The organism is Frankia canadensis, assembly GCF_900197875.1.
Classification (GTDB): domain Bacteria; phylum Actinomycetota; class Actinomycetes; order Frankiales; family Frankiaceae; genus Frankia; species Frankia canadensis.
This window is the reverse complement of the sequence record NZ_FZMO01000526.1, coordinates 1-24,241: the sequence shown is the minus strand read 5'-3', so window position 1 is coordinate 24,241 and position 24,241 is coordinate 1. Positions and strand designations below refer to the sequence as shown.

The 24,241-nt window shown below is 71.0% G+C and carries 21 protein-coding genes and 1 pseudogene; 12 read left to right on the top strand and 10 right to left on the bottom strand.

Features of this window, described 5'->3' with window-relative positions; genetic code table 11:
* Positions 1-58: 58 nt before the first annotated feature.
* On the bottom strand, positions 59-598 hold the full coding sequence (locus C1A33_RS28120) for a PH domain-containing protein (protein ID WP_101834819.1): 540 nt from the start codon (positions 596-598) through the stop codon (positions 59-61).
* Between the two features lie 40 nt (positions 599-638).
* Positions 639-794, bottom strand: coding sequence for a hypothetical protein (locus C1A33_RS35370; protein ID WP_165818620.1), 156 nt, complete (start codon positions 792-794; stop codon positions 639-641).
* Positions 795-889: 95 nt separating this feature from the next.
* Between C1A33_RS35370 and C1A33_RS28115 the strand changes: the two genes are divergently transcribed.
* The 4 genes from C1A33_RS28115 (at position 890) to C1A33_RS28100 (ending at position 6,895) form a co-directional block, all read left to right on the top strand.
* On the top strand, positions 890-2,152 hold the full coding sequence (locus tag C1A33_RS28115; RefSeq protein WP_101834817.1) for a deoxyguanosinetriphosphate triphosphohydrolase: 1,263 nt from the start codon (positions 890-892) through the stop codon (positions 2,150-2,152).
* A gap of 426 nt (positions 2,153-2,578) precedes the next feature.
* Complete coding sequence (gene dnaG, locus C1A33_RS28110) at positions 2,579-4,501, top strand: DNA primase (protein ID WP_101834815.1); 1,923 nt, start codon at positions 2,579-2,581, stop codon at positions 4,499-4,501.
* Positions 4,502-4,541: 40 nt separating this feature from the next.
* Positions 4,542-5,720, top strand: coding sequence for an RNA polymerase sigma factor (locus C1A33_RS28105; RefSeq protein WP_101834813.1), 1,179 nt, complete (start codon positions 4,542-4,544; stop codon positions 5,718-5,720).
* 164 nt (positions 5,721-5,884) lie between these two features.
* A complete protein-coding gene (locus C1A33_RS28100) occupies positions 5,885-6,895 on the top strand; it encodes a class I SAM-dependent methyltransferase (protein WP_101834811.1) in 1,011 nt (336 codons plus the stop codon).
* On the opposite strand, the gene C1A33_RS28095 is transcribed toward C1A33_RS28100, so the two are convergent.
* On the bottom strand, positions 6,781-7,872 hold the full coding sequence (locus tag C1A33_RS28095; RefSeq protein ID WP_101834809.1) for a glycosyltransferase: 1,092 nt from the start codon (positions 7,870-7,872) through the stop codon (positions 6,781-6,783). The genes C1A33_RS28100 and C1A33_RS28095 overlap by 115 nt on opposite strands.
* Positions 7,869-9,062 (bottom strand): glycosyltransferase family 4 protein, encoded by a 1,194-nt coding sequence (locus tag C1A33_RS28090; RefSeq protein ID WP_243408019.1) that lies wholly within the window; start codon positions 9,060-9,062, stop codon positions 7,869-7,871. The genes C1A33_RS28095 and C1A33_RS28090 overlap by 4 nt, the downstream gene beginning before the upstream one ends.
* 242 nt (positions 9,063-9,304) lie before the next feature.
* Between C1A33_RS28090 and C1A33_RS28085 the strand changes: the two genes are divergently transcribed.
* The gene (locus tag C1A33_RS28085; protein WP_101834807.1) at positions 9,305-10,048 is read left to right on the top strand and encodes a class I SAM-dependent methyltransferase; all 744 of its coding nucleotides are present in this window, start codon (positions 9,305-9,307) and stop codon (positions 10,046-10,048) included.
* Positions 10,049-10,153: 105 nt separating this feature from the next.
* Here C1A33_RS28085 and C1A33_RS28080 read toward each other — a convergent pair whose 3' ends face one another.
* Positions 10,154-11,389: a glycosyltransferase family 4 protein gene (locus C1A33_RS28080; RefSeq protein ID WP_101834805.1), complete on the bottom strand. Its 1,236-nt coding sequence runs from the start codon at positions 11,387-11,389 to the stop codon at positions 10,154-10,156.
* Between the two features lie 625 nt (positions 11,390-12,014).
* On the opposite strand from C1A33_RS28080, the gene C1A33_RS28075 reads away from it, so the two are divergent.
* Positions 12,015-12,848 (top strand): class I SAM-dependent methyltransferase, encoded by an 834-nt coding sequence (locus C1A33_RS28075; RefSeq protein WP_165818619.1) that lies wholly within the window; start codon positions 12,015-12,017, stop codon positions 12,846-12,848.
* A 32-nt stretch (positions 12,849-12,880) separates the two neighbouring features.
* Here C1A33_RS28075 and C1A33_RS28070 read toward each other — a convergent pair whose 3' ends face one another.
* Positions 12,881-13,078 (bottom strand): hypothetical protein, encoded by a 198-nt coding sequence (locus C1A33_RS28070; protein ID WP_101834801.1) that lies wholly within the window; start codon positions 13,076-13,078, stop codon positions 12,881-12,883.
* Between the two features lie 402 nt (positions 13,079-13,480).
* Here C1A33_RS28070 and C1A33_RS28065 point away from each other — a divergent pair, with 402 nt between their 5' ends.
* The 5 genes from C1A33_RS28065 to C1A33_RS28045 all read left to right on the top strand — a co-directional run bounded on the left by C1A33_RS28065 (position 13,481) and on the right by C1A33_RS28045 (position 19,145).
* On the top strand, positions 13,481-14,230 hold the full coding sequence (locus tag C1A33_RS28065) for an FkbM family methyltransferase (RefSeq protein ID WP_243408018.1): 750 nt from the start codon (positions 13,481-13,483) through the stop codon (positions 14,228-14,230).
* A gap of 13 nt (positions 14,231-14,243) precedes the next feature.
* On the top strand, positions 14,244-15,686 hold the full coding sequence (locus tag C1A33_RS28060; RefSeq protein WP_101834798.1) for an oligosaccharide flippase family protein: 1,443 nt from the start codon (positions 14,244-14,246) through the stop codon (positions 15,684-15,686).
* A gap of 5 nt (positions 15,687-15,691) precedes the next feature.
* On the top strand, positions 15,692-16,738 hold the full coding sequence (locus C1A33_RS28055; RefSeq protein ID WP_101834796.1) for a CgeB family protein: 1,047 nt from the start codon (positions 15,692-15,694) through the stop codon (positions 16,736-16,738).
* A gap of 92 nt (positions 16,739-16,830) precedes the next feature.
* On the top strand, positions 16,831-18,300 hold the full coding sequence (locus C1A33_RS28050) for a hypothetical protein (RefSeq protein WP_133150858.1): 1,470 nt from the start codon (positions 16,831-16,833) through the stop codon (positions 18,298-18,300).
* A 71-nt stretch (positions 18,301-18,371) separates the two neighbouring features.
* On the top strand, positions 18,372-19,145 hold the full coding sequence (locus C1A33_RS28045; RefSeq protein ID WP_243408017.1) for an FkbM family methyltransferase: 774 nt from the start codon (positions 18,372-18,374) through the stop codon (positions 19,143-19,145).
* Between the two features lie 499 nt (positions 19,146-19,644).
* Here C1A33_RS28045 and C1A33_RS28040 read toward each other — a convergent pair whose 3' ends face one another.
* From C1A33_RS28040 to C1A33_RS28025, 4 genes are all read right to left on the bottom strand, one after another.
* The gene (locus tag C1A33_RS28040) at positions 19,645-20,496 is read right to left on the bottom strand and encodes an FkbM family methyltransferase (RefSeq protein ID WP_101834792.1); all 852 of its coding nucleotides are present in this window, start codon (positions 20,494-20,496) and stop codon (positions 19,645-19,647) included.
* Between the two features lie 46 nt (positions 20,497-20,542).
* Positions 20,543-21,685 (bottom strand): glycosyltransferase family 2 protein, encoded by a 1,143-nt coding sequence (locus tag C1A33_RS28035; protein WP_101834790.1) that lies wholly within the window; start codon positions 21,683-21,685, stop codon positions 20,543-20,545.
* A 22-nt stretch (positions 21,686-21,707) separates the two neighbouring features.
* Entirely contained in the window at positions 21,708-22,661 is a 954-nt protein-coding gene (locus C1A33_RS28030; protein ID WP_101834788.1) for an FkbM family methyltransferase, read from the bottom strand.
* A 180-nt stretch (positions 22,662-22,841) separates the two neighbouring features.
* A complete protein-coding gene (locus C1A33_RS28025) occupies positions 22,842-23,726 on the bottom strand; it encodes a glycosyltransferase family 2 protein (protein WP_101834786.1) in 885 nt (294 codons plus the stop codon).
* Between the two features lie 201 nt (positions 23,727-23,927).
* Here C1A33_RS28025 and C1A33_RS28020 point away from each other — a divergent pair.
* Positions 23,928-24,241: pseudogene (locus C1A33_RS28020) on the top strand (hypothetical protein); the annotation flags it as partial.

Sequence of the window (24,241 nt, the reverse complement as noted above, 5' to 3'; positions counted from 1 at the left end):
ACCAGAGATCCGTCTCTCCCCAGACGGGAGGCCTGGCAGCGTGGTCAGGGGTGCGCGGTCAGTCGTCCCCGGCCGGGGAGGGCGCCCCACCGAAGGTCATGTCGACCAGGGTGAGGTAGAGCCGGTCCGGCCGCGGCAGGAACTTGATGTTCGACAGTGCCTGGTCCTGACCGGCGGACTCGACCACGAACTCGCCGTAGCCGAACAGGCGGCCCAACGGATCCCGGTTGTAGGTGAGATCCGTGATCTTGGACAGCGGCATCGTCTGCACCTTGCGGAAGAAGATCCCCGACACCTTCAGCAGGCGCTTGTCGGTGATCATCAGGTGGTCGAACTGCCAGTCCGCGATCTTCCAGAGCATGCGCAGGATCATGAACAGGGCGAAGTACCACAGCAGCGTGGTGACGAAGCCGCCGTTGACGTCCCTGGAGGCGAACAGGATGTTCACCACCAGGGCGAGCAGGACCGCGCCCACGGTCTGCAGCAGGATCGGCAGGAGCACCGCCCAGTGCAGACGCACCATCATGACCAGGCGCTCCTGCGACGCCAGGTACTTGGTGTCGCGTTGGGCCGGGTCCGGCAGCTGGAGTCTCACCACGTCCGCAGTGTCTCAGAGATCGGGGCCGGCGGGACGGGGATCACCCGACGGTGTTACTGACGAACTCGGAGACGCCGTTGCCCCACGAGTGCAGCCATCCGAAGGCGCGGTGGACGATGCCAGCCGCGCTGTTGGGTGCGGTCACCACGAAGAAGATGACGAACGCGATGGCGGCATACTTAATGATCTTGTCCACGGCAGGCCTCCGGGCCGATTTGGTGAAGGGTGCGCACAAAGTATCGTCGCTGCGATCGGCCGGGGTCCCCGAATCGCGCCGATACGCTCAAGCTCGTGGTCGCTGAGTGGTATGACACCCCGGACACGGTCCGTCGGGTCGCGGAACGTCCGAAGGCTACACCGGGGCCTCGCAGTCCCTTTGCCCGGGATCGCGCGCGCGTGCTGCACTCCAGCGCGCTGCGCCGCCTCGCCGGAAAGACACAGGTCGTGGGCCCGCTGGACGACGACTTCCCGCGTACGCGGCTGACGCACTCGCTGGAGACCGCGCAGGTCGGCCGCGAGCTCGGCGCCCAGCTGGGCGCCGACCCGGACCTCGTCGACGCGGCCTGCCTGGCGCATGATCTCGGTCACCCCCCGTTCGGGCACAACGGCGAGCAGGCACTGGCCGTGGCTGCGCGGGCCTGCGGCGGCTTCGAGGGCAACGCGCAGAGCCTGCGGGAGCTGACCAGGCTGGAGGTCAAGATCGTCGACGACGACGGGCGCAGCGCGGGCCTGAACCTGACCCGGGCGAGCCTGGACGCCGCGACGAAGTACCCGTGGGCGCGGGGCCGCGGCCCCGACCCGGGCGCGGTGAAGTACGGCGCCTACGACGACGACCTGGCCGTCCTCGCCTGGCTGCGCGAGGGCGCGCCGCCCGGCCGGCGCTGCATCGAGGCGCAGATCATGGACTGGGCCGACGACGTCGCCTACTCGGTGCACGATCTCGAGGACGGCGTCGTCGCCGGGCACATTGAGCTCGCCGCGCTCGATGACGCCACGCACCGTGACGAGCTGGCGGCCGCGACCGCGCGGCGCTTCCCCGAATCCACCGCCGCGGCCGTCGCCGCCGCCCTGGACACGCTGCGTGCCCAGCCCTGGTGGATCCGATCGGAGATCACCTCGGCCCGCGGCCAGGCGGCCCTGCGACAGATGACCAGCGAGCTCATCGCCCGGTTCTCCCGCGCGGCGGTGCGCGCCACCCGCGAGCGCCACCCGGCGGGGCCGCTGCGGCGCTATGGCGCGGACCTGGTGGTCGATCCGGCCACGATCGCCGAGTGCGCCGCGCTCAAGGGGGTCACGGCCTGGTACGTCATGGAGCGCCCGGGGGCGCGGGCCCGCCAGGTCCGCCAGCGGGAGGTGATCGGCGAGCTCGTCGAGCTGCTCCTGCGCGACGCGCCGCGGTCGCTGGACCCGTCGCTACGGGTGATCTTCCAGGCCGCGCCGGACGACGCGGCGCGGCTGCGGGTGGTCATCGACCAGGTTGCCCGGCTGACCGACGCCAGCGCCGAGCGGCGCCACGCGGCGCTGCGCGGCCGCCCGGTGCGCCGCGTCCTGTGAGGAGTGGGTCCCCCGCGCGCCGCCGTCCTGCCCGCGGGGGAGTCGCGTACCCCCGGGCGGGGACGGGGCGGGTCCGTGGGAAGCAGCCCGCGCGGGTGCGGCCACGGCGCGTCGGCCGGCCGGGCGACGGTCGCCCGGGTGGTGATCGATGATCGCCGCGGGCGGCCCGTGTATCACTGCGCCGCAGGTGGCGGGCATTGTCCTCAACATTCACGTGGCATGATCGGTACTGTCGCGCTTACGACACGTACCATCGCAGCCGTAGGACCGATGTGCGGGGCGCCGCGTGCGCGGCCGCCGGCCTCGGCCGGAGGTTCGCCCACAGCGTTCCAAAGATCGGCCCAGTGGGTATGACGCAGCGCACAATAGGTGGGCGATCTGCCCCGGGCGAGGTACCTCGCCCGGCAGGGACGAGGGGAGGGGCGGATGGCCGGACGGATCCGTGACGCCGACGTCGCCCTCGTCCGGGAGCGCTCGCCGATCGCGGACGTCGTCTCCGAGCATGTCCAGCTGCGCCCGGCCGGGCGCAACGAGCTGGTCGGCCTGTGCCCGTTCCACGAGGAGAAGTCGCCCTCCTTCTATGTCAACGTGGCGACCGGTCTGTTCCACTGCTTCGGCTGCCAGCAGGGCGGCGACGTCTACTCCTTCGTCCGCGAGATCGATGGGCTGAGCTTCCGGGAGGCGGCCGAGCGCCTCGCCCGCCGCGCCGGGGTGACGCTGACCTTCGAGGGCGGCGGCACGACCGACCGCACCGTCTCCAGCCAGCGCCAGCGCCTGCTGGAGGCGCACCGTGTCGCTGCCGAGTTCTATGCCGAGCAGCTCACGAGCCATCCCTCGGCGGGCGCGGGCTGGGAGTTCCTCAACGCCCGCGGGTTCGACCTGGACGCCGCCCGCCGCTTCGGCGTCGGCTACGCGCCGACGGGCTGGGACACGCTGACCCGCCACCTGCTCGCCCGCCGCTTCACCGGCCAGGAGCTGGTGCTCGGCGGGCTGTCCAAGCAGGGCAGCCGCGGTGGGCTGATCGACCGGTTCCACCACCGCCTCATCTGGCCGATCCGCGACCTGGCAGGCGAGGTCGTCGGTTTCGGCGGCCGCCTGCTCGCCGGCGACGGCGCGCCGAACGCCGGCCCCAAGTACCTCAACACTCCCGAGACGCCGCTGTTCAAGAAGGCGAGCCTGCTCTACGGCGCGGAGCTCGCCCGCCGCGACATCGCCCGGCGCTACCAGGTCGTGGTGGTTGAGGGCTACACCGACGTCATGGCCTGTCACCTGGCCGGCGTCACGACCGCGGTGGCGACCTGCGGCACCGCCTTCGGCCAGGAGCACGTCGGGGTCGTCCGCCGGCTGCTGATGGACTCCGACGAGCGGCGCGGCGAGGTCATCTTCACCTTCGACGGCGACGCCGCCGGGCAGAAGGCCGCGATGCGGGCCTTCGAGCACGAGGAGCGCTTCGCCACCCAGACCTTCGTCGCCGTCGAGCCGTCCGGGCTCGACCCGTGCGAGCTGTGGATGCGCGGGGGGGACGCGGCGGTGCGCGAGCTCGTCGCCCGCCGGGTGCCGCTGGTCGAGTTCGCCATCCGCGGCGTGCTCGGCCGCTACGACCTCAACACCGCCGAGGGTCGCCTCGCGGCGCTCGACGCCGCCGCCCCGCTGGTCGGCCGGATCAAGGACGCCGGCCTGCGGCACGGCTACGCGGTGAGCCTCGACCGCTGGCTCGGCTTCCTCGACGAGAAGTTCGTGGTGCGCCGGGTGGCCGAGCACCGCTCGGTGGCCGCGCCCGGCTCCCCGGCACCGGGGTCCGGGCGGGCGGGCCGCGGGTCCGCCGCCGTCGCGTCCGCCGTGGACCGCCGTCGGCCGGGTACCGTCGACCCGGTCGTGGTCGTCGAGCGGGAGGCGCTCAAGCTCGCCGTCCAGTTTCCGGGACTTGCAGGGCCGATGTTCGACACGCTGGCCCCGGAGATGTTCACTGTTCCCGCGCACCGCGCCATCCGCGAGCTGGTCGCGCGGCTGGGTGGGGTGTGCGGGGGGCTGGCGGGGACCGGTGACGTCGCCACGTGGGTGGCCGAGCTGTCCACGGCGGCGACGGAGGAGGAGCTGCGGCGTCTCGTCACCGCTCTGGCCGTGGAGAGGGTGTTGTGCGACCGCGATGTTGATGATCGTTATGTCGACGAGCAGATGTCACGCGTACAGGAGTTGCATGTGACACGTCGGATCACCGACCTGAAGTCGCGGGTGCAGCGGCTCAACCCGGTGTCCGACGCCGAGGCCTTCAACCGTGCCTACGGTGAGCTGATCGCTTTGGAACAGCACAAGCGTCAACTCCGGGAGCGGGGCGTAGGTGCCGCGTAACCTGGGTCGATCCCGAGAAGGAAGTGACGAGATTCCGCCCATGAGTCCTACCGTCCTACCCCGCGAAGCCCAGGTGGACGAGGTCAAGGACCTCATCACCCGCGGCAAGGAGATCGGTTTCCTCACCACCGAGGACGTCTCGGTCGCCATCCAGGCCGCCGAGCTTCCCCCGGAGCAGGCCGAGACGGTGCTGCAGGTGCTCAACGACGAGGGCATCGAGGTACTGGAGGCGGGGGGCGAGAACCCCGACGAGGCGGATCTGCTCGCCCGTCGGCGCCGCGAGGAGGAGGAGCTCGCGCTCAAGGCCCCGACCTCCGACCCGGTACGCATGTACCTCAAGGAGATCGGCAAGGTCCCGCTGCTGACCGCCGAGGAGGAGGTCGACCTCGCCAAGCGGATCGAGGCCGGCCTGTTCGCCTCCGAGAAGCTCGCGGTGGCGACCAAGAAGACCTCCCCGCAGATGCGGCGGGATCTCGAGGCCATCGAGCGCGACGGGCAGATCGCCAAGCGCAAGCTCGTCGAGGCGAACCTGCGTCTCGTCGTCTCGATCGCCAAGCGCTACGTCGGGCGCGGCATGCTGTTCCTGGACCTCATCCAGGAGGGCAACCTCGGCCTCATCCGTGCGGTCGAGAAGTTCGACTACACCAAGGGCTACAAGTTCTCGACCTACGCCACCTGGTGGATCCGCCAGGCGATCACCCGGGCCATCGCGGACCAGGCGCGCACGATCCGCATCCCGGTGCACATGGTCGAGACGATCAACAAGCTGATCCGCATCCAGCGCCAGCTCCTGCAGGACCTCGGCCGCGAGCCGAGCCCGGAGGAGATCGCCAAGGAGATGGATCTCACCCCGGACAAGGTCCGCGAGATCCTCAAGGTCTCCCAGGAACCGGTCTCGCTGGAGACGCCGATCGGTGAGGAGGAGGACTCCCACCTCGGTGACTTCATCGAGGACTGCGACGCGGTCGTCCCCGTCGACGCGGCGAGCTTCATCCTGCTGCAGGAGCAGCTCGACTCGGTGCTGCACACCCTGTCCGACCGGGAGAAGAAGGTCATCCAGCTGCGCTTCGGGCTTACCGACGGTCACCCGCGGACGCTGGAGGAGGTCGGCCGGGAGTTCGGCGTGACCCGTGAGCGGATCCGGCAGATCGAGTCCAAGACGCTGTCCAAGCTGCGTCATCCCTCCCGATCCCAGAAGCTGCGCGACTACCTGGAATAGGAAGGCCGGCGCACCCCTCCCGGTCGTTGACCCTTGGTGGTCGCATTAATACTCTTGGTGAGTATCGGGCTTTCTGATCTTCGATGGCCGCAGTCCGTCGATCATCGCCGGTCCGGTGCTGGCGGCACGCTCCGGTGCCGCCTCCGGCCGAGAGGACGACGGGCATGGCTGGCAGGGGATCGACCGTCGAGCGTCGGCTCCGCCCGGTGGCGGGGTTCGTCGTGGCGACGGCCGGCGCGCAGAACTTCCTCGGCGCGCGGTGGGTGCCGGCATTGCTGGCGGTAACCCCGGCCCAGCGCCGGCGGCAGGTCGCACTGCGCCTGCTGGCCTGGAGCCCGCACTACTTCCAACCGGACGAGCACGACCGCGACGCCGCGGCCGAGCGTAACCGGCGCACCCGGCAGATCCTCGCCGACGACCTGCTCGGGCGCTATCTGCAACCGGACGACGACGTCCTCGACGTCGGCTGCGGCCCCGGCTATCTGGCCGCCGCCGTCGCCCCCCGGGTGCACGCGGTGACCGCCGTCGACGTCTCCCGCGGGGTGCTTGCCTGCGCCCGGGTGCTCAACCCGGCGCCGAACCTGGAGTACCTCACCGTCGAGGACTTCCGGCGCAGCGGACGCGACGTCGACGTCGTCTACTGCATCGCCGTGGCGCAACACCTCACCGACGAGGTGTTCGCGCGCGCGCTTCGTGACTGGCACGCAGCCCTGCGGCCGGGCGGGCGGCTGCTCGTCGACGTGGTGGTCGGCGATCCGGACTGGCGGACCGAGCAGCAGTGGCGCGCCGATCGAGGCCTCGTCGGCCGGGCGAAGCTGCGCTTCGCGCTGAACTGCTTCGGGCGTAGCGCCGAGCAGGTCCGCCGGCTCGTCGCCGGTGCCGGATTCGGCGAACTCGACCTGGTCCCGATCTCCGCGCTGGTCGACGTCGAGGACGACGTGGCCAGCCAGCACCTACTGGTCGCCCGTCGCCTGGACGTGGCAGTGTTGCCCGCGCCGACCCCCTCCCGCGGGCTCGTGGTGGATGTACCGGCCCAAGCCGCGCCGGCCGACCGGCTCGGTCAAGAGCGGCTCGGTCTGGAGCGACTTGACCTTGAGCGACGTGATCTCGAACGGGTGGCCCCCACCTCGGTCGACGTCGACCCGGACCTGAGCCCCAACAGCCGGTCGAAGTAGGGACCGCGGTCGAACAGCCCGCTCTGGTCCGGCCTCACCTCTGCGGTCAGCGCGGCGATTATCGCGCTGGCGACCTCGTCGGGCGACTCCCGCGGGTAGGGGGTCAGCGCGGCTCCGGCGATCTCACGGTTGTGCGGGGAGTCCAGGGCGACCACCGGGACCCCCATCACCCGACCCTCCGCCAACGGATATCCGAACGACTCGAACTCGGAAGGGAAGTAGACGGCGTCGCTGCGGGCCAGCATGTCCGTGACCGTAGCCGGTGACTGTGGCCCGATGAGACGCAGCCGTGGGTGGCCCGCCAAGGGGCCGGCCTCAGGGTGACTGGCTCGCTCGGTGACGGTGAGCACGGCCTCGACGGGGTGTGGCGGTGCCGCCAGCAGGTCGAGGGCCGCGAGGGCGACGCGCAGATGGTCGGCCATCCGCTTGTGCGGGCTGAACAGGAGGGGGCAGAGGATCTTCATCGGCTGTTCGCCGTCCCCGTCGCCGTGACTGCCCCGGGCAACGCCCGCGCTGGGATCGGGTGGGGTGACGGGGTTGTACGCGATGACGATCCGGTCTCGCACGGACGGCACGGCGTGGACGACCCGCTCAGCCATGCTTGTGGACGGGACGAAGACCCGGTCGGCCCGGCGTACCGCCATGCGCACCACGGGTGCCTGGGCGTGGGCAGCCGGGCTGATCAGCGATCCGAACGTCCGCGCCTCGTCGTGCCGCAGAAAGTGCTGAGCTCCGTGCACCAACACGTGCCGTTCGCGCCCGGCGACCAGGAAGCCCACGTTGTTCAGCGCCACCGCCCGATCGACGCGTCCGTCCGTGATCTCGCGGCGCAGCAGCCACGGCACCCTCACCGCGCGGTCCCGCCCGATCACCTTCAGCTCAGGGGGGCAGGCGGTTCGCTGGTAGACGTCGAACTCGGTGAGCAGCCGCTTCGCGCCACCCATCCGAGCGCCGGCGCAGTCGACCAGAATCCTCATGACTCTCCCAGTCCTCTCGGAGTAACGGACCGGATTCCGTCCCGGCGGGGACTGGTTCTCGCCGACTGCTCGGGGATGCTCCGGCCGGTGCCGGTGCCGGTGCCGGTGCCGGTGCCGGTGCCGGCGGACGCGTGTCCGGCCGGGGGCAGCCGTCCGGTCAGCGTGGTGAAGACCGCGCGGGTGTGGTCCTCGGGCCGGGTGGCTGCGCCGGCCCACTCGGCGGCGCGTCGGCCGATGCGGGCGAGCCGCGCCCGGTCCGCCAGCATGGCGCGCAGGACGATCTCCAGCGCCGTGGCCGACTCATCCGTCGGTGTCTGTCCTGTCACCCCGTCCTGGTAGGCGTCGTGGCTGCCGCCCGACGCGGGCCCGACCACCGCGCACCCGGCGAGCTGGGCCTCCAGCAGGACGATGCCGTAGCCTTCACCGCTCTGGCCAGGCCCGCGCGAGCGGGTCCGGGTGCAGAGGACGAACAGGTCGGCGGTGGCGTAGAGCCGGGCGAGCGCCTCGTCCGTGGGGGATTCGTGCAGCTCGGTGTCTGGATGGGCCGACACCAGTTCGTGCAGGGCGCCGGGAGCCGGTCCCCGGCCGGCGAGCACCAGCCGGATCGGGCCGACGGCGGCCCGCGCCGCCTCGACCGCCTCTAGCAGGACCATCGCGCCCTTGCCCACCCAGTCGTCGAGCCGGAACACGCTGAGTACCGTCGGGACAGCGGACAGTGGCCGGCGACGGGCCGCCTCGGCCAGCAGGGCGGTCCGCCAGGCGGGCGATATGCCCGGCGCGAGGATGGGGGCGACCCCCACCTTCGACAGGGCGCCGGCACTGTAGGAACTGATCGTGACCGGGCGCAGGCGCGGGTCGGCGCGCAGAATCGCTCGATCGGTCCAGCGCATGCCCCAGATGTCGGTGCCGTAGAACAGAACTGGCCCGAGGGGCGCGCGGGTCAGCCGGACGGCCGCCGCCGCGACGGGGATGAGGTTGGCGTGCCCGGCGATCACGCTGTCGGCGCGGCCGAAGCGCCGCGTCGCGTCCAGCGCGCGCAGCAGAAAGCGTGATCTGGTCGCGAGGGACAGGTCGGCGTCCGGTTCCAGCATGTCCACCCGGACGAGGTCGGCCCCACCCGCCCGTAGCGTTTCCTCGACCGTCATGAGGTAGCGCTCGATGCCGCCGCCGAGTCCGCGGGAGGGGCTCAACAGGAGGATCCGCGGAGGTTGGTCGACGAAGGCGTTTGGCGGGACGAGTGATGCGGACCGCGTAAGAAGATTCACGTAACGTGATGCTAGTGTCCCGTTGGGTAACAGTCCGGTGTCTGGTTGTGTGTCGACGCGATGCTGTGGGTTCCTCTGTTCGCCCAGCGGCCGGTTGATGCCGCCGGGGAACGCCGGCCCGAACCTCCAAGGGGTATGACGTGTCTGCTGGTGACAAGGAGTCGGACATGGAGCCCGGGTTGCGGTACCGCAACGGTGGCAATACAGATCTTCTCGACCTGATCGACATCCCGACGGGGGTGGCGCTGGACTGCGGATGCGGAGCTGGAGACAACGCCCGCCTGCTGCGGGCCCGGGGCTGGCGGGTGACGGGCGTGACGAACGACGCATCCGAGCGCGCCGTCGCGGCGGCCGAGTGCGACCATGTCGAGCTGGCCGATCTGTCGGCCGGCCTGTCCTTCGCGTCCGACGGCCATTACCAGCTTGTGCTGCTCGCCCACATCCTGGAGCACCTGGCCGATCCGGCGCCGCTGCTCGCTGATGCCCGGCGCGTGCTGGCGCCCGGCGGCCGAATCCTGGTGGCGTTGCCGAACGTGCTGCACTACCGGCAGCGTGCGCTGTTCCTGCGCGGTCGTTTTGAGTACACCGACACCGGCCTGATGGACACGACCCACCTGCGCTTCTACACCGTGGAGTCGGCGCGGCGCATGCTGGAGCGCAATGGTCTGAGGATCGCCGCCGCCGGTACCACCGGTGGTCTGCCGTGGTGGCGGGCGCGGGATCTCCTGCCGCCGGGGATGGTGCGGCGCTGGGATCGTCGGATGCTCGACCGGTGGCCGACCATGTTCGCCTGGCAGGCGCTGTTCCTGACAGTGCCGGCCGTGGTGGTCACCCCGGCTCCACGTTCACCGCTGGCGTCCGAGCTGGCGACGGACGCTCCCGTCGCCGGCTCGGGGATCGCCTCCGGCTGACCGGGCGTCCTGGGGCGGTGGCCATTGATCAGGCTGCGCAGACCAGGGCTGAGGCCCGCCCGGCCGGCGGAGCAGGTCCCGGGCCCCAGGTCGTGGTTGTCGGTGTCACCGAGATCCTCGGCCGTGTGGCGAGCGCACGGCCGAGACGGCACGCAGAAGGCCCTCGACCGAGGCGGCGAGCTCGATGTCGCCGATCGCCTTCTCCGACTCCCTAGCCATCTCGGCGAGCAGGTCCGGACCGCGGCGCAGCTCGTCGAGGATCCCGGCGAGGGTGGTCACGTCGCCGACGGGGTACACGCGGCCGTTGCGGCCGGGGCGCACGTCGTCGGTCGGTCCCACCGAGCCGACTCGGTCGCTCACCACCACCGGCAGCCCGGACAGCACCGCCTCCTTGACTGCGAGCGGATGCGGATCCCGCTGCGCCGGGTGCACGTACAGGTCGCTCGCCGCGTACAGGCGTGGGAGCTGCCGCTGGTCGGCGAATCCGACGAGCCGCAGCGCGCCGTCGAGTTCGGCCGCCGCCTCCTCGAGCGCGGGGCGGAGCTGTCCGTCTCCTGCCATCACCACGACGACCTCACGCGCCTGTGGGCTGTGGGGCCGGCGGGCCAGCTCCCGCAACGCGTCGGCGAGGTCGAGTGGACGCTTGCGGTCGATCAACTTGCCGGCGAACAGGGCGACGAGCGCTGCGGGATCGATACCCAGGTCGGCACGGACGGCTCTGCGGTGGATGTCCCGCTGGTCCATGGCCTCCCGCAGAGCGGCCTCGTCTGTCGTGAGCGGAACGCGGAACATCCGCGACCTCGGCACTCCGTAGGCCGCCAGGTAGGCCTCGTTGTTGTCGCCGATGGTCAGAAAGGCGTCCATCGAGCGCAGCAGGGGTGGCAGCGCGAGCCGTTTCACGATCCGGGCCCGGGTCGAACGCCGGCCGAGGAGTTCACTGTCGCTGGTCATGAGAGCGGGTACGCGGCGGCGCCGACACCAGGCGAGCGCCGCGAGGTTGAAGGTGTGCCGGTATCCGTAGATCAGCACGCACTCCGGTCGCAGCCGGTCCAGAGCCGCCCAGACGCGCCCGGCGGCCCGGCGGCAGGCGTTCGGCTGCTGCCAGTCCGGACGCAGCGCGAGGTCCGCGAGGAACTCGTGCCGATAGCCGTCAGTAACGTCGGAATTCCACTGGACCTGCGTGCCGAATCCCCGGTCGTGGTAGCGGTCCAGCCCCGCCCGGGACAGGAACAGCACCCGCAGGTCCAGGTTTCGGTCGTTGACGGCTCGGTAGAGCGGCGCGAAGTGCTGGATCGGATGCGAGACGACGGCGGCAACCGTTGTCTGGGGTACGAACTTCACAGACTGAGCCTCCTTGGACGCCGTGGGTCCGGCTGGCCACGCGTCGTTCCGGGCCGCTCGCGAGTATTCACCATCTGTAGTCGTCACTCAACGGAGTGCGAGTTGATGTCGGGTGGATGGTCGCCGGATCTGTCGACGCGCACCGGAGCCTCGATGAATCCATCACTCTTTGTAGTCGATGTGCTACAACAAGCCCTGTGGCGCAGTCGGTGACCGGGACTTCCTCTGCGGCCGAGCCTCGGGCCGGCCGTGGTCCCGTGCGCAACCAGACGACGTGACCGACCCGCCGACATGAGGGCCGAGTTGCCCACGGGCCGGGGCGGGAGGGGCGGGACGGCATCGACAGATGAAGGCCCCGTGCGGCTACCTCGCCTCCGTTCGGGCCACCGCGTACCACCAATCTGGCCATCACCGCCGTGTCCGCGCTCACGGGCATCGGGATCGCATGCTGCCTCGGACCGGCCGGACGCGGCGGCTATGCGGTGGTTGACCTCCTACGCGCAGGCTGCGGCGGCTGTCGTTGCGACCGTCCTGGGAAGGAATCACGAAAGGTGCCCAGTCACATGACACGAGACGGTTACGTTCCCGCGGGTGGGACGGCATGAGCTCCTCACGGTCCGCGAAGGTGCGAACCTCCATCGCGGTCCCCCGTCCGCGTCGGGACCCGGACAGCGGCCTCGCCGGCAACACCGGCAGCGGCGACGTTGGCACTGCCGTTCCGGCCCGCGAGCGCCTGTATCGGCGCTACGCCACGACCCACAGCGGCGGGGCCGACCAGGAACTGACTGATCGGCTGTTCGAACGCGACATTGCGCCGTTCATGCCCGACAACCGCGATGCAGCCATCCTCGACGTCGGTTGCGGGCAGGGCACGCTTGTCGCCGCGTTGCTGCGTGCCGGTTACCGGCAGGCTCGCGGGGTCGACGCCAGCCCCGAGCAGGTGGCAGCCGCGCATCAGGCCGGCGTCGTCCAGGTCGAGCATGCGTCGCTCGACACCGCGCTTGAGGCGGTGCCGAACCGTCTCGATGTGGTGATCGCCATGGATCTCCTTGAGCACCTCACCCGCGACGAGCTCCTGCGGACGCTGGATCTGATCGCGAGTGCACTACGCCCCGGCGGCCTGCTGCTCGCTCGCACCCCGAACGGCGTAAGCCCCTTCGCGGGCAATTACCGCTACGGGGATCTCACCCACGAGATCTGCCTTACCCCGGGCAGCATCCGTCAGGCGCTCCGGGTTATCGGCTTCACGACCGCCGACGTCCACCCTTGCGTCCCGCTCGTGTACGGAGCCGCAAGCGGCGCCCGCTGGCTGTTGTGGAAAGGTCTGAGCGGCTGTTACAAGCTGGCGCTGGGCATCGAGAGCGGTTCTCCTCGTGGCCATGTGGTGACGCAGAACATGCTGGTTGTCGCGCGAACGCCAGTCCTTGTTGACGAGCCCGCCCAGCACCGGTCCGGGTAGCCGACCAGACCTGGGCGGGTATCTGGAGGGAGTCAGTCAGCCGGACCGACTGCGCCGCGACCGACTCCAACCAGCCTGCTTGGGCCGGCTGGCGACTTGGTGAGCACCGGGCCGGCGATCGCGGCGACGAAGGCCGCCTTGCCGACCGGGTGACGGTGCGCCGTCGCCGTCGCTGCGGTCAGGAGGAACAGGCCGACGAACGGAACCCGCACCTCCACGGAGTGTGCCATCGAGAACGCATCGGTGTCCGGCAGCAGCGTGGCGCCGAGGTGAGATCGAGCTCCGCCCGGGTGAGGGCCCAGGAGGACCGCAATCCCACCAGTTCGTCAGGCAGCGCAGGTAGCCGATTGCCGGCGATGGCTGGCCGGGGCTGGTGGCGCGCACGGAGCGCCGATGGGAAATCCATCGCTCTATGTAGTCGTCGTGCTACAACAAGCCCCGTGATGCAGCCGGTGACTGGAGCACCCTCAGCAACTGTGCCTCGGGCCGGCCGTGGTCCGCTGCGCTGGCATCTGGCCGGTCGGTTGGCTGCCGTCCTGCCGGATGTCCGCGGCCGCGACCGAGTGACGGGATGGATACGTGGCCCCCGGACCGTCTACACGGGGCCGCTGTCCGGTCGGCTGAGCAACGGGATGATCTTCGAGGTGGAGGACTGTCGGGACGGCTCGCTACGCGACCTGGTGGAGCTGAGCTATCGGCCTCCGTCGCTCGCCGCGGTCTTCGACGCCATCCTCGGTCCCGGGGACTGCTGTTACGACGTGGGGGCGAACGTCGGGATCTACACCCTGTGGGCGGCGGGCAGGGTGGGGCGGACCGGTGAGGTGCACGCCTTCGAACCGGTGCCGCAGACGAGGGCGACGCTCGCCCGCCTGGTGGGGCAGAACGCGCTCACCCAGGTGCGGTTGTCGTCGGCCGCGGTCGCCGCCACGGCGGGTACCGTCGGCCTGCGGATCTATCCCGGCTCCTCGGGGCTCGCCCACCAGGTGTTCGACGGTGCGGCGCCCGAGCTGACCGTGCCGGCCACCACGCTTGACCAGCACGCGGCGCGGCATCGCCCCCCGGACCTGGTGAAGATCGACGTGGAGGGCTTCGAGCTCGACGTCCTGCGCGGCGCCGGCGAGCTGCTGCGCGTCCACCGCCCGGCGCTGCTGTTGGAGATGCTGCCCAGCCACCTCGCCCGACGCGGCGGTGACCGGCAGGGCGAGCTGGTCGCGCTGCTGACCGGGTCCGGCTACCAGATCTTCAACCTGACAAGGCAGGGCCTTGCCGTGCAGGGCGCCTTCTCGGCGAACGTGCTCGCGCTGCACGATCGGTGGCGGCGGTTCGACCGGGTCATCGCCGCCCTGCGGCGCACCCCGCTGCCCCGCAACCAGACGACGTGACCGTCCCGCCGACATGAGGGCCGGGCTGCCCACGGGCCGGGGCGGGACGTCGCTGGCGTCGATCGGACGGCATCGAAAGCCGAAGGCCGAGCGTGGCTACCTCGCCTCGGTCCGGGCCACGGCTATCACGAACCTGGCCATCACCGCCGTGTCCGCGGTCATGGGCATCGGGATCGCCCGCTGCCTCGGACCGGCCGGACGCGGCGCCTATGCGATCGTGACCTCGTACACGCAGGCTGCGGCGACCATCGGGGAGCTCGGCCTGACCGCGTCGATCTGCTACTTCGTCGCGCGATACCCGGACCGGGCGGCGGACGTGGTGCGCACTGGCGGGGCACTCCTGCTCGCGCTCGGTGTGGTGGTGGGGGCCGGAGGGATCCTCGCGGCCCCGCTGGTGTTCCCACATGATGCCGCCGCAGCGGCGACGTTCCGGGTCGCCTTCGCGGCCCAGCCGCTGATCTTCGTCTCTGGTTGCTTGGTGTTCGCCCTGCAAGCGACCCGGCTGCCGGCGTGGAACCTGGTCCGGGCCGTCCAACCTCTGGTGCAGGCGGCTGTCGTGTCGACCGTGGCGGTGGCGGCCGGCTTGACGATCGGCCGGACGGTGGGGGGTCTACTCGTGTCGACCGCCGTCCAGACGGCGGCGGCCTTCGTGCTCTGGCGGCGGGAGTGCCCCACGCGGGGGCGGATCCGCCATCGGGACGCAGCCGAGCTGATGCGCTATGGCGGCGCGGTCTTCCTGTCGACGGTGCCATTCCTGCTCACTGCGTATCTCGACGTGCTCATCCTCGCGCTGCTGGTCGATCCGGCGAAGGTGGGTCTCTACGCGGTCGCGGTGTCGATGAGCATGCTCAGCCAGCCGATCTGCGTCGCGTTCGGCAACGTGGCGATGCCCCTGCTGGCGCGGCACGCGGCAACCAAGCCGGTCTCCGACGAATCCGCCGGGCTGGCCGCCGGGCGGAACCCTCCGGTTGCCCGGCATGTCCGGCGGACGGCAGGCCTCGCCGTCGGCGCCAGCCTGCTGTCCGGCACGGTCGTCGCCGGGCTGATAAGCGCTGCCGCGCCGGTGCTGGTACCTCTGCTCTTCGGCGCCCACTACGAGCGAAGCATTGGGCTGCTGTGGCTGCTCGCACCGGGTGCGGTGCTGCTCGGCTGCAACCGGGTCATGGACGACCTGCTGCGCGGGCTCGGCCGGTCCCTCACGGTCGCCCGCTGCGAGGGGGTCGGCGCCGTCCTCACGGTCGTCGGGTTGGCCGTGCTGGTGCCGGCCCTCGGCATCGCCGGCGCAGCCATCACCTCGACCGCCGCCTACAGCGTGGCGTTTCTGTTCCTGCTGCGTGCCTTGCTGAGAGCGATTGGTGTTCCCGTGCGTGCGGTGCCGAGCCAGGCCCGCGGCCTGATCGCGATCCGGATTGCCGGAGCGCGGGGTGCGATCCCGACCAACGCCGAACGAAGGTGACAGACGTGATCGAATCGCTACCACGGTCGCCGAGCAGAGGTGGATCCTCGGGCCCGTCCCCAGGTGCCCGGCGCGTCGGCGTCGTCGGTCCTGTCGGTCAGGACGACTTCGCCGACAACATCGTCTACTGCCTGCCCGATCTCGGGGTGCACCCGGTCGCGCTGGGCCCGGCGGTGCCCGCCGTGCGGGTGCGCCGGCTGGGGGCCGTGACACGCGTGGCGGCGTCCGCCTCCGACCGGCCCGACCGGTACTTCCAACGGCGCATCGTCGAGCGGGCCGAGCGGGAGAACCTCGACCTGGTGCTGTCCGTCGACGGCCGGCTGTTGCCCGCGACCGTGCGTGCCCTGCGACGCCGTGGCATCCGGGTATGTCTCTGGTTCCCCGACGCGGTGGTGAACCTCGGCCGGCAGCACATGCTGATGGGCGACTACGACAGGCTGTTCTTCAAGGATCCGCTGCTGAGCCGCCGCTTGGCGGACGTGCTGGGTCTGCCTACCTGGTATCTGCCGGAAGCGTGCAATCCGGCGCGCCACCGTCCGCCCGTGGTGGCTGAGCAGGAACCGTACGTCGTCTTCGTCGGGAACACCTACGGAGCACGGGTCCGGCTCATTCATCGCCTGCTCGACGCCGGAACGCAGGTTCGGATATTCGGCGCACCCATTCCGCGCTGGCTGCGTGACCCGAGGCTGACCGCATGCCATACCGGGCGGTACATCACGGGTGCGGAGAAGGCGGCCGTCTTCCGGGGCGCGCTCGCAGTCGTCAACGCCCTGCACCCGGCCGAGATGGAGAGCGTGAACTGCCGGCTGTTCGAGGCGACCGCCTGTGGTGGAACGGTGCTGTGCGAGCGGCGCACGCACCTCGCGGAACTGTTCACCGAGGATCGGGAGATCCTCGGGTTCACCGACTTCGACGAGCTTACGGCGCATCTGAAAGCCTGTGCCGCGGACCGGTCCGCGGCCCGGGCCCTGGGTGACGCTGCCTCCCTGCGCAGCCACCGCGATCACACCTACCAGCGGCGGCTCGCGGTTCTGCTCGGCGTGATGCTGTGACAGTCCTTGACCGTGGTCCCGCGGCAACCCAGGCCGCTGAGCGGCGTCCTCCCCTCATGTGGCTCGCGATCGCGCTGGCCAGCCTTGTGCCCATGATCGTCGACGTGATCGCGGAACCCTCCGACTCGGGACGGGTGGTGCTGCGCTCACTGACCTTCGCGACCGAGTGTCTCGCGGCCTTGTCCCTGATCGGCGCACGCCAACCGCGCTGCTTCGGCCTCGGAGTGTTTCGTCTTGGCCCGTGGTACATGTTGTGGAGCGCCTTCTCGTTGGGGCTGCTGGCGATCGCCTGGCGGACCCCACCCCCGGACGCTCCTGCGGGGATCACTCTCGGTGGCGTGTCGCAAGCGCTCACTGTCGCCGGTCTCGCGGTCCCTTTCTGGGCCGCCGGGTACCTGCTCGGTCCAGGCCGGGGCCTGGTACGGTTTGCCGCCCGGCTCATCCCGGCGACGACTCACCGCCGTGACGTCCGGCTACGGAGCGACGCCGTGCCGTGGATCCTGTGCGGTGTCTCCATCGTCGCCCGGTTGGCGGAGATCCTGCTGGGGCACTATGCCTACCTCGGCGACGCCTCTCAGGAGGTCGCGCAGTCGACCTTCTACGCGCAGCCCATCTCCCAGCTCTCCCGGTGTGGGCTGTACGCACTGCTGATCGCCGCGGTCGGCTTGGTGCGACGCGGGGACGCCCGGCAACGCCTGACCTTCGCCGTCCTGCTGGCCGTCGAGGTCTCCTTTGCCCTGATAAGCGGCATGAAAGGCCTGTTCGTGACGACCGTGTGTGGTGTGTGCATCACGTTCGCGGTCGCGCGGGGTCGGGTACCGATGCGCTGGATCATCGGTGGGCTCGCCTTGTTCCTCTTTGTCGTCATTCCCTACAACGCCACCTACCGTTCGCTGGTGAGGGGCCACGGGGGATACATGAACCCGAGTTCCGCGGTGTTCATGGCGCCGACCGTGCTGCGGGACACGGTGGTCGGGAAAAACGGGACGGGCGCGTCCCTCGCAGAGGGCGCACAGGAGTCGAAATTCGAGTATCTTGTCGGTCGGACGCGATCGGTTGACAGTCTCGCGCTCGTCGTGGAGATGACGCCGGGAACCGTGCCATACCGGCATCTCGGCGAACTGCTGATGGCGCCCGTCCTGAGCCTCGTTCCCCGGGCTGTCTGGCCGAACAAACCGATCCGGCTCACCGGGTACGAGTTCGGCCAGCAGTACATGTCCATGAGCTCCCAGACCTACACCGCCTCGGCGGTGTCACCGCAGGCGGATCTCTACCGGTATGGCGGGCTGCTGGCCTTGTTGGTGGGCATGGGGTTGCTGGGGGTGGGGCACCGGCTGATCGACGAGGCCTGGGATCCGGTGAGGGATGTGAGATGCGTCGTCGTCTTCGTCCCGTTCCTCTTTTCCACGGCTCTCTTGGTGGACAGCGTGTGCGACCTGCTGTCCGCGCTACCCATCCAGCTGGCCACGTTGTTTCTCGTACTACGCTTCGCCTACGGTGGCGGAGGTGAGTCGGTCGACATGCCCGATTCCAGCGCGAGGTCGGGGGATCGGATCGAATAACCTGCCGCGGAGCGGGCGAGGCCCATGCGCGTCCTGGTGTTCCTGGTTTCGGCGAAGGGAGATGCGGTTCAATGAAACGAGGCGGCGTCGTTCTCGGCGCGAAGATCTCCGTGGCGGGTTTCCTGACCTCGCCGGTCATGGGAGCCGCCGTCGCGACGGCGACCCGCTACCGTGTTCCCAACCATGGTCTTTGGTTCGACGTGAGAGATCGCGAGTTCACGTCACGAGTCCGCGCGGCGTTGTTCTGGAGACTGTACGAGGCCGCGGAGATCAGGATGATCCGGCGGCACCTGGGCGCCGCGACCACGGTCGTCGAACTCGGTGCGAGCTTGGGTGTCACCGGAGCCCACATCGCTGCGAGTCTGGCGCCAGGCTCGCGGCTGTTGTGCGTCGAGGCCTGTCCGCGCCTTGCTGAAGGACTGGGGCGTCGCCTGGCGCCGCATGCCGGACACCTCACGCTGGAGACTGAAAATGTGGCGATCAACGACGAAACCGGGCCGGTCGAGCTCACGCTGGCCGGAACGAACCTGGATGCCCGCCTGGAGGGCAGCGCCTCGGCGCACCGCACCACCACCGTGGCGGGCACGACGCTGCGCAATCTGCTCGATGACAGGCGGATCGGCGAGTTCGACCTAGTGTGTGACATAGAGGGAGCCGAGGCGTCCTTCCTCCTAGGCGATCCGGGAGCGCTGGAAGGTTGCCGGCGGGCGGTGTTCGAGCTGCATGACACGACCTTCGCCGGCCGGGCAGTCACGGCCGGCGAGCTCCTCGAGGCCGCATGCGGCCTGGGTTTCCGGGTCATCGAGCGCCGTGGCGTGGTCGTGGCGGTCAGCCGCGACCGCTGACGGCCTGGCTACCGCCTGCCCGCGGTCGAGCGACCATCGGAGTTGACTGGGTACGGATTTCCTGCGTCGGCGCCCCAGGTTCGACACGACGCCCCGCGGGATCTCCACGCCCAGCATTCATGCCGCGGCCAATGCCGCCTGGCGCGAGATCGGCCGTGGACGGGGGCGAGCTACAGCCGGTTGCTCGCCGGATCGTAGGCGAGGCTTTCGCGCGGAACTGTGCCCCCGCCGGTGTGCCAGGCCTAGCGGGGCTGATGACGACCCGCCAGCCTGCTGCCCGGGCCCGGACACACAGATCCAGATCCTCGTAGTGGAGGAAGTACCGGCTGTGCCATCGGCACCTGCCGATGGCACTCGGCCCTGATGGACATGATGGCTCCGGTCACCCAAGAGAGGTGGTCGCAGGCGTACCGGAATCCGCCGCCGGAGCCGAGATCGCGGGGCGGGACGAGCCAGCGGACGCCGCCTTAGACCCAGCGGACGATGACCGCGGTCGTTCTCATGAGCGCGCCGCCGTGTGCGCGATTCGCGCGGGGGCGGGCCGAGCGGAGGCGAGGGCACCGTCCGGCGCGGCCAGGGTCGTCCAGGGGGCCGAGGCGAGCGGCCGGCGGGTGGTCGGCGCGAGCGCCCCGTCGACGATCCGATAGCCGTGCGCGCGCAGCAGCACGCCCACGGGGTCCGCGTTCGGCGCGGCGACCTCGCAGATGATGGTCGGCCGCACCTCGGACAACATCCGCGCGCCACCCTGCAGGACCGTCTCCTCTGCTCCTTCGACATCGATCTTCAGGACGTCCGGCGCCGGCAGGTGGGCGAGCAGGTGATCCAGGGTGAAGGCGGGCACGAGCTGCGCGAACCGGGTCCCGCCGGTCTGGTTGTTGCCGAACCCGGCGAGATGGCTGGTCGCCCGGCTGCGGCTGGCGACATTGAACCGCGTCAGCCCGACCGACGCGCAGACCGCGGCGGAAACGATGTCCACCCTGGCCTGGTCGGTGGCCCGCTCGGCGAGCCGCGCGGACCGACGGAGCAGCTCGACCAGCCAGGTGTCGGGTTCGAACGCCACGACCGTGCCGGACGCCGTCGCGGCGCAGGCCGCGGCGAAGGCGAACAGGCCGACGTTCGCGCCGACATCCCAGACGACACTGCCGGGCCGGACCACCTCGGCGACCAGGTTCGTCAGCACCGGGTCGGCGCCGACGAGGCTGGGACGCAGGTACTTCAGGCCGCCCTCGCTGGAGACGTAGATCCGGCTCGTCTCGAAGGGCGGCGGCAGACGGCGCGGCACGACCAGCCGGTGGGTGAGCCGCTCGGCGAGGCTGCGTAGGGCTCTGCGTTCGGTTGGCCGGTTGGCCATGGTGTTCTCCCCACGGTGCGCAGGTGACCGAGCCAGACTGGCCGGGTCATGACGGGACGGGTCCGGCTGCGGCTTCCCGGCCGGCGGGCGCCCGTGAGTCCGGCTGGTCGGCCCGACCGCCGGCCGGCCCGGCCGCTCGTTGCCGGGGGACGACGGGCAGCGGCCGGTCGGTGGCCGGTGGCCTGCCGGGGCTCCGCCGGGCCCCCACCAGCGCACCCACGGTGAGTTCGTACCAGGCGTGGTAAATGCAGAACAGCAGCCCGCTGCGACCATCCCGCCAACCGCCGCGCACCAGGTACATGTAGACGAACAGCAGCAGCGGTCGGGCCGGGAGCAGGGGGAAGACGAGCTCCCGCGCCACGATGCGGCCCAGGGGGCGGGTGGAGGCGCCCCGGTGGCGGATCGCGGCCCAGGTCAACGCCACCCCGTGGCGCGCGGCACCCCGGGCTGGCTGGGACTCGGCCTTCAGCTCGGCGTAGCGCACGTGCTTGTGCAGCCAGGCGGCGAGGCCCTTCTGGTCCTCGTCGATCAGATCGGCGGACAGCCGGCCGATCCTGCCGACGACGCTCGGTCGTTCCCCGTAGGTGACGTCCTGGTCGAAACAGGCCGCTCGACGGTCGAGCAACCGGACCTGCCAGCTGTTCGTGTACCAGCCGCAGTGTGCGATCCAGCGGCCCTGGAACACCAGCCGACGGCGATGCGCGTAGGCGGCGGGGCCGGCGGGGTCAGTGGAGCCCGCCTGGCTCGCGATCTCGGCGGCGAGTTCCGCAGACACCCACTCGTCGGCGTCCAGGAAGTACACCCAGTCGTGGGCGATCCCGGGATGGCTCAGGGCCCACTGGCGCTGCCCGGCGAAGCCACGCCAGGGCTCGTACCAGACGGTCGCGCCCGCGGCGCGGGCCAGCTCCACCGTGTCGTCGGTGGATCCGGAGTCCACGACGACGATCTGCCGACTCCAGCCCGCGGACCGGACGACCCGGACGATGTTCGGCGCCTCGTCGCGGGTCAGGATGATCGTGGTGACCGGGACGGTCCCCGGAACGGGCCAGATGGCGTCCCCGCTCGAGGCCGCCGTCCCGTAGGGGACCGGCCAGGCAGCGCGGGTGGCCACCTGGCCGGGCCGGCGGCCCGGTCGGGTGCGGGACGCCGGCCGGAACGGCCGGGGTGCCAGCCGATACGGGGTTGCCATGGTGGACCTCCGGTGCGTCCGGTCACGCCGACGGCTCGTGGGGCGCCCCGGCGACGGGCGCGAGAACCGGCCCGCCGCTGTTGCGCCCGCTCTCGGCTGCCGCGCCGTCGACCCGTTCCTCCCCGGCCTGTGGCTGGCTGGCGGGCGGTATCGGGCTCCGGCGCCGGGCGTACAGATATCCTGAGGGCGCGTCGTCCAGCCGGTCCGTCCGCACCAGGTCGCTGTCCAGCAGCGTGGCGTCGAAGCCGCGCTGGAGCAGCAGATCGACGAGGGCACGGGGATCACCGAACTCGGTGTGGACCTCCATCACGATGCGGCCAACCGCGTCCAGCCAGCCGGGCTCGTCGAACAGCGCGAACTCCGAGCCCTCTATATCGATCTTGACAAGGTCGGCCCTCTCGACCCCGCCGGCCTCGAACACCTCCGCCATGGTCAGCACGCCCACGTCGCCGCCCCAGTGGCTGGCGGCCTGTCGGGTGCGGAGATCGGCCAGCACCCCAGTCGCGGGGCCGACGAGGGCGTGCAGCAACCGGATGCGATTCGACACACCGTTGCGGGCGGCGTGGTCGGCGAAGGCGGCGGCGAAGCCCCGCTGGGCCTCGACCGCGATGACGCTGGCGCCCGCCCGCGCCGCGAGCACCGAGAACAGGCCCTGGTTGGCCCCGAGGTCGATGACCACCTCGCCGGCGGCCGGAGCGTATCCGGGAAGCGCGTGATAGACCCCGCGGCAGTACATCTCGCGGGCGCCGCCGAACGCGGTCCCGGGCAGCGTCACCGCCACCCCCCGCAGCGGCCGGAAGGTGTGGCTGCGGGTGGCCATCGCCATGTCGGCGGCGATCAGGTTGCCCGCGCGGCGGATCGCGGGCCCCCTCCCGAGCACGGCCGCCCCGAACCGCAGTGCCGTCGGGGCGCCGGCCACGGCGGCGATCCGGCGAACGTCCCGCAGCAGCTGCGTGGCCTGGCTGGTCCGGGTCATCCGGCTCTCCTGTTGGCGAGGTGAGTGGCGAGTAATCGAAGCATTGCGGGAGGTGAATATCCTGGAGTCCGGAGGGTGCGCGTGTCGCCCCGGTCGAAGCACACATGGGCTCAGATGTCGGCGCCGTCACGTGTGGCAGGCGCCGTTGCCCGCCATGCCGGCCAGAGCGGCGCTCGACCGTCAGGGCTGAGGCCACGCCGTCCACCGGGCCGCCCGCGGCTCGTCGATGCGGGGATCGCCCGGCGGTGGCAGCGGGCCGAGGCCGTCGAGCAGGCCATGGCGGACGAGCACGGAGGTCACGAGCCCACGACCGCGCAGCAGATCCATGGCCACGGCGCGGGGCAGGACGACGGTCGCGGTGGTCACCGCGACGAGCATCGCGCGCAGTCGCCAGCCGCGGGTCCGGGTGAACCAGAGCCGGTTGCGTACGTTGTAGTAGGCGTTGCCGCGCCACGGATTCATGGTGCTGCCGGTATGCCAGGCCCGGCTGGGGCTGAGCACCACGCTCCAGCCGGAGTCCCGTACCCGATAGCAGAAGTCCACGTCCTCGAAGCCGAGGAAGTACCGGCCGTCGAACGGGACCCGCGCCAGCACCTCGGCCTTGATGAACATCACCGCGCCGGTGACCCAGTCGGCCTCGCAGGGACGGTCCTCCGGGGGGCGCCGCGCCCGGGGCGCGACGAGGACCGGGCTCAGCCTGGCCGAACCGGACTGCAGCCCGTCGCCGTTCACGAGGGTGGGCGCCACGATGCCGATGTTCGTGCCGGCGAGCAGGTCCAGGCAGGACCGCACGGTCGCCTCGTCGATGCGGATGTCGTTGTTGACGAGCAGGTAGGACTCGGCCGTGGGGTGGTCCCGGCAGGCGTGCAGGAAGCCCCCGCCGAAGCCGAGGTTGCGCGGCGGGCGCAGCCACGCGGTGGCCGCCGGCAGGTCGTCCGGGCGGGGCGAACCGTCGTTCGCGACGACGGCCACCTGGGCGATGGACGGGCACGCCTCCAGGCGTTCGGCGACGTCGACGGTGGGCTGCGGCGGGCCCCAGTGAACGATCACGGCCACGGTCTTCATCGGGCCCCCTGGCTCGGTGAGCGGTGTCGAGCGGGCGCACGGTCGTCGGATTTCCGTGCCGGATTGGATGCTGAGAGTAACAGAATCGTCTGAACTAGCGAGGCAAGGTGACGGTGAGGATGCCTCGGGTCGCGCGAGTCGCGGCGGCGCGCACCCCGGGCTTCCTTACTTAAAGTAGTGATGCGATGTCATAGTGCGGCGGTGGCTGAGGCATCGTCGGTCCCCGCGGCCGAAGACGAGCAGGGTGGCGTGGCCGGCGGCCCGCCCGAGGGGCGCGGTCCCGTCCCCGGGCGGCCCGCCGAGGACGACTCCGATGCACCCACCGTGCTCGCGCGGGTGGCGACCGTGCCCGAGCGGCGGTCGGCGGATGAGGCCGACGGGGCGTCGCGGGGGGGGGTCGAGCCGATGGGCGCCCAGTTCCCCAGCGGCCTGGAGGGGGACCGCGAGGTCAACATCATTCGGTTCGCGCTGTACGGGACGGCGCTGGTGATCGCCGATCCCGACCTGCTCGACCC